The following is a 13,277-nucleotide window of genomic DNA, read 5'->3' on the forward strand; positions in this document are numbered from 1 at the left end:
CCACTTTTTACGCTTTTTTATCGATAGGTCAAGTATTAATCTCACCTCCATCGAATCGCATCCCCTTGTTTGCCGATGGAGGCTCCCATGTCCCGCGTACTGATCATTGAAAGCAGCGCCCGCCAGCAGGATTCCGTTTCTCGTCAATTGACCCGCGACTTCATCCAGCAATGGCAGGCCGCTCATCCGAGCGATGAAATCAGTGTGCGCGACTTGGCGGTTACCCCTGTACCGCACCTGGACGCGGACCTGCTCGGTGGTTGGATGAAGCCACAGGAGCAGCGCTCGCCGACCGAGCTTCAGGCTCTGGCTCGCTCCAATGAATTGACCGATGAACTGCTGGCCGCTGACGTGCTGGTGATGGCTGCGCCCATGTACAACTTCACCATCCCCAGCACGCTGAAGGCTTGGCTGGACCATGTACTGCGTGCCGGCATCACCTTCAAGTACACCCCGACCGGCCCGCAGGGCCTGCTGACTGGCAAGCGCGCCATTGTGCTCACTGCCCGTGGCGGCATTCATGCCGGTGCCAGCACCGACCACCAGGAACCCTACCTGCGCCAGGTCATGGCCTTCATCGGCATCCACGACGTTGAGTTCATTCACGCCGAAGGTTTGAACATGAGCAGCGATTTCCACGAGAAGGGCCTGAATCAGGCCAAGGCCAAGCTGGCGGCAGTGGCCTGACACGCAACGCATTCCCAACCCCTGACACCTGTCGCTCCTTTGGGTGTATCCGCCCGGCCATATGATGGCCGGGCTTTTTTTTGCCGCGTCAGCCGAGGCCACTGCCTTGTGTTCCCGGCGCTAGCCGAAGCCTTGATAGTTGAACGACGGCAGGCCAACCGGCTAAGGTCGCCGCCTTGATTCACGAGAGGCAATCATGGGCTATCTGATAATCGTCGCGCTGATCCAGGCGTTCTCCTTCAACCTGATCGGGGTCTACCTGGCCGGCAACGTGGACAGCTACTTCGCAGTGCTGGCACGGGTGGTGCTGGCGCTGCTGGTGTTCCTGCCACTGACCCGCTGGCGCCAGGTGGAGCCGCGCTTCATGCGTGCGATGCTGTTGATCGGGGCGCTGCAGTACGGCATCACCTATGTCTGCCTGTACCTGAGCTTCCGCGTGCTGACGGTGCCGGAAGTGCTGCTGTTCACCATCCTCACACCGCTGCATGTGACCTTGATCGAAGATGCGCTCAACCGCCGCTTCAACGCTTGGGCCTTGCTGGCTGCGCTGATGGCGGTGGCCGGTGCCGCGGTGATCCGCTTCGACAGCATCAGTGGTGAGTTCTTCATGGGCTTTTTGTTGCTGCAGTTGGCCAACTTCACTTATGCCGCCGGCCAGGTGCTCTACCGTCATCTGGTCGCCCGGCATCCCAGTGATCTGCCGCACTACCGGCGCTTTGGCTACTTCTACCTCGGGGCGTTGATCGTCGTGCTGCCGGCCTTTGCGTTGTTCGGCAACGCCCAGCACCTGCCAAGCACCGACGTGCAATGGCTGGTGTTGTTGTTCCTCGGTTTGTTCCCGACCGCCCTTGGACTGTACTGGTGGAACAAGGGGGCGTGCCTGGTCAGTGGTGGCACACTGGCGGTAATGAACAACCTGCATGTGCCCGTTGGCTTGTTGCTCAACTTGCTTATCTGGAATCAGGACGAGCCGCTGGGGCGGCTGTTCATAGGCGGGGCGGTGATTCTGGGGTCGGTCTGGATGAGCCGGCTGGGCCTGCAGCGCCCGGCAACAGCATCTGGCTGACAGTGTCAGGGCTCGTTGGGGCCGCAGCGCGGCCCCGTTCTGCCGGCTTCAAGCCTCGGTGAGTTCACTCAGCCGTTGTGCGGAATGAGGCCTGCCAGCAAGACCCACTCGCATGTCGTTGCCGCTTGGCTGCTGATACAGGCTCAGGCCGAACTCCGGCAACACGGCCAGCAAATAGTCGAAGATATCGCCCTGGATCCGCTCGTACTCGCCCCAGGCAGTGGTGCGCGTAAAGCAGTAGATCTCCAGCGGCACGCCCTCGGCGGTGGCCTGCATCTGGCGGACCATGCAGGTCATGCCTTGCTGCACGTCGGGGTGGTTCTGCAGATAGGCCAGGGCGAAGGCGCGGAAGGTACCGATATTGGTCAATTGGCGACGGTTGGCCGACAGAGCGGCCACCGGGCCCAGCGACTCGTTCCAGGTGCTCAACTCTTTGCGCTTTTGCGCCAGGTAATCACCCAGCAGGCGGACCTGGCCCAGGCGCTGCTCCTCTTCCGGGGTAAGGAAGCGTACGCCAACAGCGTCGATGAACAGGCTGCGCTTGATGCGGCGCCCACCTGATTGCTGCATGCCGCGCCAGTTGCGGAAGGACTCGCTCATCAGGCGCCAGGTGGGGATGGAGACGATGGTCTTGTCGAAGTTCTGCACCTTGACCGTGTGCAGGGTGATGTCCACCACGTCACCATCGGCGCCCACCTGAGGCATCTCGATCCAGTCTCCGACGTGGAGCATGTCGTTGCTCGTCAACTGCACGCTGGCGACGAACGACAGCAGCGTGTCCTTGTACACCAATAGCAGCACCGCCGACATGGCACCCAGACCGGACAGCAGCAACAGCGGCGAGCGGTCGATGAGCGTGGCGACGATGACGATGGAGGCGAAGATCCACAGCATCATCTTGGCCAGTTGCACGTAACCTTTGATGGAGCGGGTGCGGGCGTGCTCGGTTCGGGCGTAGATGTCCAGCAGGGCATCGAGCAGGCAGGAGACGGCCATGGTCATGAACAGCAGGGTGAAGGCCAGGGCGACGTTGCCGAGGAAATGCTGGGCGGTGTCGCCCAGCTCCGGCACCAGCTTGAGGCCGAACTGGATCACCAGCGAGGGGGTGGTTTGGGCCAGGCGGTGGAAGACCTTGTTGTGACGCAGGTCATCGAGCCACTTGAGCGGTTGCTGCCGAGCGAGCAACCGGCTGGCGTGCAGCATCAGAAAGCGCGCGAGGCGGCCGATGATCAGGGAAATCAACAGCAGCACCGTCAGGCCTAGCGCCGCATGCAGCATGGGGTGTTGATCGAGGGTGCCCCAGAGGTCCAGGGCGTCGTTCCAGAGTCGTTGTATATCCATGAGGGTAATAGCAGGGTCTGTGTTGCGAAAACGAGGCCCATTAGAGCGCGGATCGGCAACAAGTTGCCAAAAGAAATTCGGCGCCAGCGATGGAAAACGTTACCCTATGCAACTGAATTTCCAGCGACTGCCCGAGGTACATCCGTGTTTTCCCAATTCGCCCTGCACGAACGCCTGCTCAAAGCTGTGGCCGAGCTGAACTTTGTCGAGCCGACTCCGGTGCAGGCAGCGGCCATTCCCCTGGCCCTGCAAGGGCGTGACCTGCGGGTGACCGCGCAGACCGGTAGCGGCAAGACCGCCGCCTTCGTGCTGCCATTGCTCAATCGCTTGGTCGATCTGCGCGAGCGCCGCGTCGAGATCCGCGCGCTGATCCTGCTGCCGACCCGTGAGCTGGCCCAGCAGACCCTCAAAGAGGTGCAGCGCTTCTCCCAGTTCACCTACGTCAAGTCGGGCCTGGTTACCGGTGGCGAGGACTTCAAGGAGCAGGCCGCACTGTTGCGCAAGGTCCCGGACGTGCTGATCGGTACCCCGGGTCGTCTACTGGAACATCTCAATGCCGGCAACCTGGACCTCTCCCATGTCCAGGTGCTGGTACTGGACGAGGCCGACCGCATGCTGGACATGGGCTTTGCCGAGGACATGGAGCGCCTGTGCAAAGAATGCGAAAACCGTGAGCAGACCCTGCTGTTCTCTGCCACAACCGGTGGTGCAGCCCTGCGCGACATCATCGGCAAGGTGCTGAAGGATCCTGAGCACCTGATGCTCAACAGCGTGTCGCAGCTCTCCGAGGGCACCCGTCAGCAGATCATCACCGCCGACCACGACCAGCACAAAGAGCAGATCGTCCAGTGGCTGCTGGCCAACGAGACCTACCAGAAGGCGATCATCTTCACCAACACCCGTGCCCTGGCCGACCGGATCTACGGTCACCTGGTGGCCAAGGATGTGAAGGCCTTCGTGTTGCACGGCGAGAAGGACCAGAAGGATCGCAAGCTGGCGATCGACCGTTTCAAACAAGGCGGTTCCAAGGTCCTGGTGGCGACTGACGTGGCCGCGCGAGGCCTGGACATCGATGGTCTGGACCTGGTGATCAACTTCGACATGCCGCGCAGTGGCGACGAGTATGTACACCGCATCGGTCGTACTGGGCGCGCAGGTGCCGAGGGCTTGGCGATCTCGCTGATCTGCCACAACGACTGGAACCTGATGTCGAGCATCGAGCGCTACCTCAAGCAGCAGTTCGAGCGCCGGGTCATCAAAGAGGTCAAAGGCACCTACAGCGGGCCGAAGAAGGTCAAGGCCTCGGGCAAGGCCGCCGGTACCAAGAAGAAAAAGATCGAGAAGAAGGCAGGCGAGAAGAAAGGCGCCACCGCCAAGCGCAAGCCGGCCGCCAAGCCCAAGTCCAAGGCGCCTTTGGCCAGTGCCGATGGCATGGCCCCGCTGAAGAAACGCGCGCCCAAGGCGGAGTAAGCTCATCAGGGCCGCTGCGCGGCTCTTTGCGGATCAACCCGCTCCCACCACCTGGAGGGGCGTCATCCTTGTGGAAGCGGGTTTGCCGTGAAAGGGCCTTCAGCGGGTTAGTCTGCCTTTTTCTCCGCTGCTTTGAGTTCCTGGATTCGCTTGTCGATCAGCTGGCACTTGTCCGGCAGGTCCTTGCTGGCCGTGCCCAGATCCATCCCCTGCAACTCCTCGTTGATTTCCTTGGCCTTCTGCGGATTCTGCTCCGTCAACTGGGTCACCAGCCCGGCCAGCTCCTCGCGTTTCTGAGTCGCTTCTTCCGGTGTGCAGGCCCAGCCGGGCAAGGCGTAGAGCAATGCACTCGCGCACATGAAGGGCAGTAAGCGTTTCATCCATTTTCCTCCCGAGTGGGGTGTACGCGGTTGAAAGACGGGAACTCTGGAAGTTCAACGAGATGGCATGGGTGGCATTGACCCTGACAGAGCGCTGTATGTCCCAGCGGCTTTTTAGCCATCCGATTTCGCCGGAACACCCATCACCACTCACCGGTCCCATGCTGTGTACCCCACACGTTCACAGCAGGAGGCCACCACATGAGCACCTATGACTGGGACCTGATCGAACGCTTGTTGCATGAAGTGCAGAACAGCGCAGGCCACAGCTTCACGCCACGTCCCTATGCCGAGCAGCATGCGGCTGCCCTGGCCGCCGCCGGTCAGCCGGTGGGCGATCTGGATCATCTCAAGACGCGGGCCTGCGAGTACGAGAAGATCCTCTTCGAGCGCGGTTACATCGAAAGCCGTCCGGAGGAGGACGGCGGTAATGGCGAGAATTTCGTTCTCACCGAGCGTGGCTCGCGCCTGCTCAGCCTGATCGACAGCAGCATCCCTGGGTTCGAGCATCCGCGTCAGGTGCTGGACGAACAGGACGACGCCCTCGATGAGGCGACTTTCGAACAGGTGGCCACCAAGGCGCAAATCGCTTGAGGTCGTTTTGAGACTGGCATGGGCACCCCGGCAAACCCGATAATCGGCACTCAGTTGCCAGAGACAGGACCTCGCCCATGCCATCGATAGACCACGGGGGTCGCCCATGAGCGCTGCCCGCAAGAACCCCGATGCTTTTGCGTTGCAGGTCATGCTGGGCCTGTGCCTGATCTGGGGCAGCCAGCAGGTGATGATCAAATGGGCCGCCAGCGACATTGCGCCGGTGATGCAGGCGGCGTTGCGTTCCGGGATCGCCGCGGTGCTGGTGGGGCTGCTGGTCTGCTGGCGCGGCGGCTGGTCCATGGTGGGCAGCACCTGGCGGGCGGGCATGTTGGCCGGCGCCTTGTTTGGCCTGGAGTTCTTGTTCATCGCCGAGGGGCTGAAGCTGACATCGGCGGCGCACATGTCGGTGTTTCTCTACACTGCCCCGGTGTTCACAGCCCTGGGGTTGCATTTCACGCTGCCAAGCGAGCGCCTGCGGCTGCTGCAGTGGCTGGGCATCCTGTTGGCTTTCGCCGGGATCGCCACGGCGTTCGCCGGCGGAATGTCGCTGAGCCAACTGGATGGGCGAATGTTGCTCGGTGACGCCTTGGGCGTGCTGGCGGGCCTTGCCTGGGGCGCGACCACTGTGGTGGTGCGTGGGTCGCGACTGTCGGAAGCCCCGGCCGATCTGACCCTGTTCTATCAGTTGCTGGTGGGCTTTGTCGGGTTGCTGCTGATTGCGCTGGTCAGCGGCCAGATCGGCAGGGTTGCGTTCACACCGGTAGCCGTTGGCAGCGTGTTGTTCCAAGCGGTGGTGGTGTCCTTCATCAGTTACCTGACCTGGTTCTGGTTGCTGCGCAAGTACCTGGCCTCCAACCTGGCGGTGTTTTCCTTCATCACGCCGTTGTTCGGCGTGACCTTCGGCGTGCTGTTGCTGGGCGAGCCCTTGAGCCTGAACTTCGTGTTGGGCGCATTGATGGTCCTGGGCGGGGTCATCCTGGTCAGCGCCGAACCCTGGGTGCGTCAGCAGTTACGCAGATTCGTGGGCTGATGGAACGAACACGATCGGACTTCAGGAACTGGTGCAGGCCCTTGGCGTGCTGACCTGCGCGGCGCTGAGGCCGGTCAGCGCCAATACACCGGCCAACCCCAGCCCGCCTGCGGCGAGCATCAAGGCAGGCTGCAGCCCGCCCCAATAGTGAGTGCTCGCTGCTGCCAGCAAGGGGCCGCTGAGCTGCCCCAACGCGAAACAGGCGGTCAACAGGCCGGCATTCCGTTGGGTCGCATAGGGCGCCAACTCTCGCGAGCGCTGCATTACCAGCTGCATGCATGCCAGGAAGGGGGCGCCACACAGCAGCACGCCCAAGGCCAGGCCAAGACCGTCGCCCAGCAAGCACGCCAGCACACCCAGGCCCTGCAACCACAAAGTCGCGCTCAGCCAGGTGGATGTCCGGGTGGGGCGCCGCAGATTGACCAGCACCACGCCCAATGCTGCCGCCAGGCCGAACGCCGGCCAGAACAGATCGGCCGCCCAATGTCCCTGAAACTGATGGCTGGCCATCTGTGACAGAAAAGTCGCCGGCAGGATGTAGCCGATGCCATACAGGGCGTAGATCACGCCCAGCCGTCCGATCCCGGTGGTGGGTACAGCTGCGCTGTCGGTCATGCCCGACGGCACCTTCGTGGCCTGCGGCTGCGGCAGCCAGGGCAATACGGCCAACAGCACGACCAGCGCCGCCACCGCATAGATCAGCCAAAGGGCGGCCGACCCCAGCCCCAGCAAGTGTGCGCCCAGGGCCAGCAGGCCGGTCAAGGCGATACCCACGCCTGGCCCGGCGAATACCAGGGCGCCGAGGCGAGGACGGCCGTATGCGGTGGCCACTTGCTGACTGAGACTGGTGATCATCACCAACACCCAGGCGCTGGCCACCCCTGTGCCGAAGCGCAGGAGCATATGACCCCAGAAGCCATCGGCAGCCCAGGAGGCGAGGGTCAGCAACACGCATAGCCAGAGGCCGGCAAGCAGACGCAGGCGCACTTGGCCCGGCTGACGGGCGAACATGCTGTCGACCGCGCCGAGAAAATAGCCCAGGTAGTTGGCCGCTGCGACCAGGCCGCCTGCGGTCAGGTCGAGCTGACCTTCGGTGATCAGGCGTGGCAGTTGCGGGGTGAGGGCGAAGCGGCCGATGCCCATGGCCATCATCAAGGCCATGGCGCTGGCCAGCAGTTGCACGAAGGGTGACATGGCGGCGTCTCCTGCCAGACGAAAATGATGAGGGCAGGTTAGAGGGGATTGACTTTCAATAAAATTGAATAATGATGATCAAGTTATTCTGTTTTGGAGAATGCCATGGAGTTCAGCCAACTGCGCATCTTCCAGGCCGTGGCCGAGGAGGGGTCGGTCACGCGTGCTGCCGAGCGCTTGCATCGGGTGCCTTCGAACCTGTCGACGCGCCTGCGTCAGTTGGAAGAGCAACTGGGGGTGGAACTGTTCGTGCGCGAGCGCCAGCGTTTGCAGTTGTCTCCGGCAGGCAAGGTCCTGCTGGACTACGCCAATCGTCTGTCGACCCTGCGCGATGAGGCGGTCGCTGCGGTGCAGGGCGGTCAACCGGCAGGCGACTTCGTCCTCGGTACCATGTACAGCACCGCGGCGACGCATTTGCCGCCGTTGCTGGCGCGTTATCACCAAACCTACCCGGCGGTGAACCTGCAGGTGCAAGCCGCGCCCAGTGGTGAATTGCTGGAGGGGTTAATGGCCCACCGGTTGGACGCAGCGCTGGTGGACGGCCCGCTGAGCCTGGCCGGGCTCGATGGCGTGCCGTTGTGCGAGGAGGTGCTGGTGCTGATCACCCGCCCGGAACATCCGCCGGTTCACAGCGCGCGGGACGTCGCGGGGCGTGCAGTGTTCGCGTTCCGGCAGGGCTGTTCCTACCGCATGCGCCTGGAAGCCTGGTACGCCCATGACCACACCCCCATGGGGCGGGTGATGGAGATCGAGTCATACCAGAGCATGCTGGCGTGCGTAATTGCCGGGGCAGGGGTGGCATTGATGGCCCAGTCCATGCTCGACACCCTACCTGGTCGCGACCAGGTGCAGGCGCACCGTTTGCAGGCGCCGTTCGATCACGCAGTCACCTGGCTGATGTGGCGCCAGGGCATGCTGGGGGCCAATCTGCAGGCGTGGATCGATGTGCAACAACGGGAAACAATTGACCGACGGTCGGCACGTGCCATTACCGCTTGATCCGCGTCAAACTCGCCCCTATCTGTAGTATCAGAGGCATGCGCGATGTAGGACATCGGGCTATGATCTGTATGAAGCATCGAAGGACTGAATCGCCGTGAGGTTGACCCGTTAAGGGGGCATTTATGAACAATCGAATGTACAACTGGCTCCATGACCTTGCCGTCGCCCTGGGCTTGCTCCCACCTCCGCTGCAACCGGTGCCGATTCCTACCGACGAAGAGCAGCGCAAGCGCCAACCGCGTCGCCGCTGAAACGAAAAGGCCGCCGCATCTGACGATGCCGCGGCCTTTGCTTTTTCTTGCCTGGCGCCCGTCGGGGCGCCAAGCGTTCGCTTTACATCACGCCAGGTTGGCAGTTGCCACCGGGCGGCGCGACAGCAGGCTGACCACCACGAAGCTCACCAGGCCGATCGCCAGGCTGTAGTAGATCGGCGAGTTGGCATCCAGACCGTCCTTGAACATGAAGAACAGTGCGGTGGCGAAGCCCAGCGCCATGCTGGTGATGGCGCCTGCGGTGGTGGCGCGCTTCCAGAAGATCGCCCCGATCAGCGGAATCAACATGCCGCCGACCAGCAGGTTGTAGGCCAGGGTCAAGGCGCTGATCACATCGTTCACCGCCAGGGCGATGCCCAGTACCACCAGACCGGTGAGGAGGGTGAACAGGCGGTTGACGCCCAGGCTCGATTGCTTGCCGCCACGCAGTTTAGGCAGCAGGTCTTCGGTCAGGGTGGTCGAGGCCGCCAACAGGCCTGCGCTGGCGGTGGACATCATCGCTGCGAGGGCAGCAGCCATCAGCAGGCCTCGGACGCCTTCTGGCAGTTGGCCCTTGATCATTTCGGCGAAGGCATTGTTCGGGTTGGCCAGGTCAGGCAGCAACACGTGGGCAGCCATGCCGATCAGGGCGCAGGCCAGGCCGTACAGGACGCAGTAGATACCGGCGACAGTACCGGCGCGCTGGCAGACCTTCTCGTCACGGGCGGTGAACACACGTTGCCAGATGTCCTGGCCGATCAGGATGCCGAAGAAGTAGATCAGGAAGTAAGTGATGATGGTGTCCCAGCCGATGGTGGTCCAGCTGAAGCTGGCCGCCGGCAGCTTGGCTACCAGGGTGTCCCAGCCACCGGCCTTGTACAGGCAGATCGGCAGCAGAATGAACATCAGGCCCACGGTCTTGATGATGAACTGGACGATGTCGGTCAACGTCAGCGACCACATGCCGCCGATGGTCGAGTACACCACCACTACGCCACCGCCGAACAGCAGGGCCATCCAGAACGGTACATCCAGCAGCACTTGCAGCACGGTGCCCATGGCCAGGGTCGAAGTGACCGCGATCATCAAGGCATAGGCGAGCATGATCGCTGCGCTGGCCTGACGGGCCATCGGATTGTAGCGGCGCTCCAGAACCTGGGTGACGGTGAAGATCTTCAGGCGCAGCAGGGGTTTGGCGAGGAACAGGTTCAGGGCGATGATCCCCAGACCCAGGGCCGCACACAGCCAGAAGCCGGAAATGCCGTGGACGTAGCCCAGGCGCACGGTGCCGACAGTGGAAGCGCCGCCCAGCACGGTGGTGGCCATGGTGCCCATGTACAAGGTAGGGCCGAGGTTGCGCCCTGCCACCAGGTAGTCTTCATGGGTTTTCGCGCGTCGCATGCCATACCAGCCGAGGCCGAGCATGCCTGCGGCATAGATCAGTACAACGAAGATGTCCAAGGCCATTGGGGGTCTCCCGATTATCTTTATTATGGCGAGATCGACCGTCCGGGCGGTTCATGGCGCCCAGCGGTCTTGTCTTGTGTTGACGGGCCTCTATGGCCCTTCCTAATGGCTCCTGCCGCAGGTATTGCGTTCACGTCCTTCGTCGGTGCGGGCTGGCCCGGCGATCACGGTCGCGAGGACTGCATGGCCGGTCATGCCATCGTCATCGCAAGGCAGCCTGCGCCTACAAAGGTGTGTGACTACTCGCTCAGCGGCGTACCACGCCCGGCAGAACGCAGAGCATCTCGAACAGCAGGTTCGCGCCGAGCAGTGAGGTGTTACCGGTGGTGTCGTAGGGCGGCGAGACTTCGACCAGGTCGCAGCCGATCAGGTCCAGGCCGTGGCAGCCACGGATGATCTCCATCGCCTGGATGGTGGTCAGGCCACCGATTTCCGGGGTGCCGGTGCCAGGCGCCCAGGCTGGGTCGATGCCGTCGATGTCGAACGACAGGTACACCGGACCGCCACCGACCTTTTCACGTACTTCGGCCATCAGCGGCTCCAGCGACTTGTGCCAGCACTCTTCGGCCTGCACGACGCGGAAACCTTGACGACGGCTCCAGTTGAAGTCATCGGCGGTATAGCCCTGGGCGCGCAGGCCGATCTGCACTACGCGGTCGCAGTCGAGCAGGCCTTCTTCCACGGCGCGGCGGAAGGTGGTGCCGTGGGCGATCTTCTCACCGAACATATGATCGTTGACGTCGGCGTGGGCGTCGATATGCACCAGGCCGATCTTGCCGTGCTTTTTGTGCAGCGCACGCAGGATCGGCAGCGTGATGGTGTGGTCGCCACCGAGGGTCAGGGGGATGATGTTGTGCTCGAGGATCTCGTCGTAGGCCTCTTCGATGATGCGCACGGCGTCGAGCAGGTTGAAGGTGTTGATCGCCACGTCACCGATGTCGGCGACCGACAGCGAATCGAACGGAGCGGCTCCGGTCGCCATGTTGTACGGACGGATCATCACCGACTCGGCGCGGATCTGACGCGGACCGAAACGAGTGCCCGAGCGCAGCGAAGTGCCGATGTCCAGCGGTACGCCAATGAACGCGGCGTCCAGGCCTTCGGCGCTTTGCAGGTGGGGGAGACGGAGCATGGTGGCGATGCCGCCGAAACGCGGCATTTCGTTGCCGCCCAGTGGTTGGTGGAGAATCTTTTCCACGGTGGGCCTCATCAGTCGGTCGATTGTTTTGTTTGTTCGAACCTGTGCCGCAGCGTGCCAGGCAGGCAAGGAGACGCCGGCGGGCAGGGACATTGGGAGCCAGTCTGCGCAAGGTAGTGGGCAGGAGGAATCGCTACAGACAAATACTTACTTCAGGATTTTCTAAACTATCCGTTCACAGCGGGTTAGACTCTGGTGATTTCCACCCTGCGGAACCGTTGCACCATGGCTTCTTCACTGCCCGACCTGAAACTGCTGCGTATCTTCGTCAGCGTGGTACGCCACCAGGGCTTCGCCAACGCCCAGCGCGAACTGAACCTCTCTACATCGGCCATCAGCACTTACATGAGCCAGTTGGAAAGCGCCTTGGGCATCGTCCTGTGTCACCGTGGCCGTGGCGGTTTCAGCCTGACCAGCAAAGGCGAGCTATTCCACCAGGAGACGTTGCGCCTGCTGGCCGAACTCGATGGCTTCGAGCAATACGCCGCGGCGCTCAAGGGCGAGCTGCGCGGTACCCTCAATCTCGGGGTGATCGACTCCACCGTGGGCGACCGCGCCCTGCCGCTGGCCGAGGCCATCGGGGCCTATAGCCAGGAGCATCCGGCGGTGCATCTGCACCTGTCGGTCTCCAGCCCCTATGAGTTGCAACTGGGGGTACAGGACAACCGCCTGGACCTGGCCATCGGCGCCTTCTCTTCGCGCATGAGCGGTCTGGTGTATCAGCCGTTGTACCGCGAGCAGCACTGGCTGTACTGCAGCAGCCGGCACCCGTTGTTCGGCGAGCGGCGGGTGCCGGAAGAAGTGATCACCCAACAACGCATGGTGGGGCGGGGCTACTGGAGCCAAGCGGAGCTGGCGCGCCACGGTTTCAAGCACAGCGCGGCGACGGTTGAGAGCATGGAGGCCCAGTTGATTCTCATCCTCTCCGGCGCCTATATCGGTTATCTGCCCGAACACTATGCCCAGGCCTGGGTCGACAAGGGAGACCTGCGCGTCCTGTCGCCTGCCACCTTTGGCTATCAGGCGCCGTTTTCGTTGATCATCCGCCGTGGGCGTAGCCGCGAGCCCTTGATCCAGACCTTCCGTGACCTGCTCAAGTCGCAACTGAATGTCAGTTAAAAAACGTCGCTTTTAGAACATTGCGTCAGGCTGTGTAAATTTCCTGGGAGGCATGCGACTGGAGTGATGGCGTTCTGCTAAATATCTATTTGCTTTGATGAAATTTCCCATCATCTAACAAAGCAAGGACTGCCCAGATGCGCATGAATTTGCCCGTCACAGAGCAAGAAAGAACCTTCCCGTCCGACCAGCGGCTCATTTCCACCACCGACCTGAACAGCCGCATTACCTATTGCAATGACGCGTTCGTGGCCATCAGCGGTTTTACCTACGACGAACTGGTGGGGCAGCCGCACAACCTAGTGCGGCACCCCGACATGCCACCGTCGGTGTTTGGCCACATGTGGGAAACCATCAAGCAGGGCAAACCTTGGATGGGGGTGGTCAAGAACCGCGCCAAGAACGGTGATTTCTATTGGGTCAGCGCCTACGTCACGGCCATCTATGAAAATGGCCGGATCAGCGGCTACGAGTC

The 13,277-nt window shown here is 62.3% G+C and carries 13 protein-coding genes and 1 pseudogene; 9 read left to right on the forward strand and 5 right to left on the reverse strand.

Going from position 1 to position 13,277, the window contains the following annotated elements; all coding sequences use genetic code 11:
- Positions 1–87: 87 nt before the first annotated feature.
- The gene (locus BLS27_RS14635; protein ID WP_090345378.1) at positions 88–687 is read left to right on the forward strand and encodes an FMN-dependent NADH-azoreductase; all 600 of its coding nucleotides are present in this window, start codon (positions 88–90) and stop codon (positions 685–687) included.
- 196 nt (positions 688–883) lie between these two features.
- Positions 884–1,753 (forward strand): carboxylate/amino acid/amine transporter, encoded by an 870-nt coding sequence (locus BLS27_RS14640; RefSeq protein ID WP_090345380.1) that lies wholly within the window; start codon positions 884–886, stop codon positions 1,751–1,753.
- A gap of 48 nt (positions 1,754–1,801) precedes the next feature.
- Here the strand turns inward: BLS27_RS14640 and BLS27_RS14645 are convergent, their stop codons facing one another.
- Positions 1,802–3,094, reverse strand: coding sequence for a mechanosensitive ion channel family protein (locus tag BLS27_RS14645; protein WP_090345382.1), 1,293 nt, complete (start codon positions 3,092–3,094; stop codon positions 1,802–1,804).
- 144 nt (positions 3,095–3,238) lie between these two features.
- On the opposite strand from BLS27_RS14645, the gene BLS27_RS14650 reads away from it, so the two are divergent.
- Positions 3,239–4,564, forward strand: a complete 1,326-nt coding sequence (locus BLS27_RS14650) for a DEAD/DEAH box helicase (RefSeq protein WP_043209349.1) — start codon at positions 3,239–3,241, stop codon at positions 4,562–4,564.
- A gap of 107 nt (positions 4,565–4,671) precedes the next feature.
- On the opposite strand, the gene BLS27_RS14655 is transcribed toward BLS27_RS14650, so the two are convergent.
- Positions 4,672–4,944 (reverse strand): hypothetical protein, encoded by a 273-nt coding sequence (locus BLS27_RS14655; protein ID WP_043209351.1) that lies wholly within the window; start codon positions 4,942–4,944, stop codon positions 4,672–4,674.
- A gap of 201 nt (positions 4,945–5,145) precedes the next feature.
- On the opposite strand from BLS27_RS14655, the gene BLS27_RS14660 reads away from it, so the two are divergent.
- The gene (locus BLS27_RS14660; RefSeq protein WP_043209353.1) at positions 5,146–5,538 is read left to right on the forward strand and encodes a transcriptional regulator; all 393 of its coding nucleotides are present in this window, start codon (positions 5,146–5,148) and stop codon (positions 5,536–5,538) included.
- A gap of 106 nt (positions 5,539–5,644) precedes the next feature.
- On the forward strand, positions 5,645–6,571 hold the full coding sequence (locus BLS27_RS14665; protein WP_043209356.1) for a DMT family transporter: 927 nt from the start codon (positions 5,645–5,647) through the stop codon (positions 6,569–6,571).
- Positions 6,572–6,592: 21 nt separating this feature from the next.
- Here the strand turns inward: BLS27_RS14665 and BLS27_RS14670 are convergent, their stop codons facing one another.
- Positions 6,593–7,765 (reverse strand): YbfB/YjiJ family MFS transporter, encoded by a 1,173-nt coding sequence (locus BLS27_RS14670; protein ID WP_090345384.1) that lies wholly within the window; start codon positions 7,763–7,765, stop codon positions 6,593–6,595.
- A gap of 105 nt (positions 7,766–7,870) precedes the next feature.
- Here BLS27_RS14670 and ptrR point away from each other — a divergent pair, with 105 nt between their 5' ends.
- Both ptrR and BLS27_RS24060 read left to right on the forward strand, forming a co-directional pair.
- Entirely contained in the window at positions 7,871–8,764 is an 894-nt protein-coding gene (ptrR, locus tag BLS27_RS14675; RefSeq protein WP_090345386.1) for a putrescine utilization regulator PtrR, read from the forward strand.
- A gap of 125 nt (positions 8,765–8,889) precedes the next feature.
- Positions 8,890–9,018, forward strand: a complete 129-nt coding sequence (locus BLS27_RS24060) for a PA1414 family protein (RefSeq protein ID WP_256543834.1) — start codon at positions 8,890–8,892, stop codon at positions 9,016–9,018.
- A gap of 87 nt (positions 9,019–9,105) precedes the next feature.
- Here BLS27_RS24060 and BLS27_RS14680 read toward each other — a convergent pair whose 3' ends face one another.
- Together BLS27_RS14680 and speB are read right to left on the reverse strand one after the other, a co-directional pair.
- Positions 9,106–10,485, reverse strand: a complete 1,380-nt coding sequence (locus tag BLS27_RS14680; RefSeq protein WP_090345388.1) for a sodium:solute symporter family protein — start codon at positions 10,483–10,485, stop codon at positions 9,106–9,108.
- A gap of 247 nt (positions 10,486–10,732) precedes the next feature.
- Positions 10,733–11,683, reverse strand: coding sequence for an agmatinase (gene speB / locus BLS27_RS14685; protein ID WP_043209365.1), 951 nt, complete (start codon positions 11,681–11,683; stop codon positions 10,733–10,735).
- Between the two features lie 225 nt (positions 11,684–11,908).
- Between speB and BLS27_RS14690 the strand changes: the two genes are divergently transcribed.
- Positions 11,909–12,802: a LysR family transcriptional regulator gene (locus tag BLS27_RS14690; RefSeq protein ID WP_043209367.1), complete on the forward strand. Its 894-nt coding sequence runs from the start codon at positions 11,909–11,911 to the stop codon at positions 12,800–12,802.
- Positions 12,803–12,945: 143 nt separating this feature from the next.
- A pseudogene (locus BLS27_RS24265) lies at positions 12,946–13,221 on the forward strand (PAS domain-containing protein); the annotation flags it as partial.
- Positions 13,222–13,277 lie beyond the last annotated feature (56 nt).

This window comes from Pseudomonas guariconensis, from assembly GCF_900102675.1.
Taxonomy (GTDB): domain Bacteria; phylum Pseudomonadota; class Gammaproteobacteria; order Pseudomonadales; family Pseudomonadaceae; genus Aquipseudomonas; species Aquipseudomonas guariconensis.

Coding starts and splice junctions, on each gene's coding strand:
- BLS27_RS14635 (WP_090345378.1), top strand. CDS start 88: ATGTCCCGCGTACTGATCATTGAAAGCAGCGCCCGCCAGCAGGATTCC.
- BLS27_RS14640 (WP_090345380.1), top strand. CDS start 884: ATGGGCTATCTGATAATCGTCGCGCTGATCCAGGCGTTCTCCTTCAAC.
- BLS27_RS14645 (WP_090345382.1), bottom strand. CDS start 3,094: ATGGATATACAACGACTCTGGAACGACGCCCTGGACCTCTGGGGCACC.
- BLS27_RS14655 (WP_043209351.1), bottom strand. CDS start 4,944: ATGAAACGCTTACTGCCCTTCATGTGCGCGAGTGCATTGCTCTACGCC.
- BLS27_RS14660 (WP_043209353.1), top strand. CDS start 5,146: ATGAGCACCTATGACTGGGACCTGATCGAACGCTTGTTGCATGAAGTG.
- BLS27_RS14665 (WP_043209356.1), top strand. CDS start 5,645: ATGAGCGCTGCCCGCAAGAACCCCGATGCTTTTGCGTTGCAGGTCATG.
- BLS27_RS14670 (WP_090345384.1), bottom strand. CDS start 7,765: ATGTCACCCTTCGTGCAACTGCTGGCCAGCGCCATGGCCTTGATGATG.
- ptrR (WP_090345386.1), top strand. CDS start 7,871: ATGGAGTTCAGCCAACTGCGCATCTTCCAGGCCGTGGCCGAGGAGGGG.
- BLS27_RS24060 (WP_256543834.1), top strand. CDS start 8,890: ATGAACAATCGAATGTACAACTGGCTCCATGACCTTGCCGTCGCCCTG.
- BLS27_RS14680 (WP_090345388.1), bottom strand. CDS start 10,485: ATGGCCTTGGACATCTTCGTTGTACTGATCTATGCCGCAGGCATGCTC.
- BLS27_RS14690 (WP_043209367.1), top strand. CDS start 11,909: ATGGCTTCTTCACTGCCCGACCTGAAACTGCTGCGTATCTTCGTCAGC.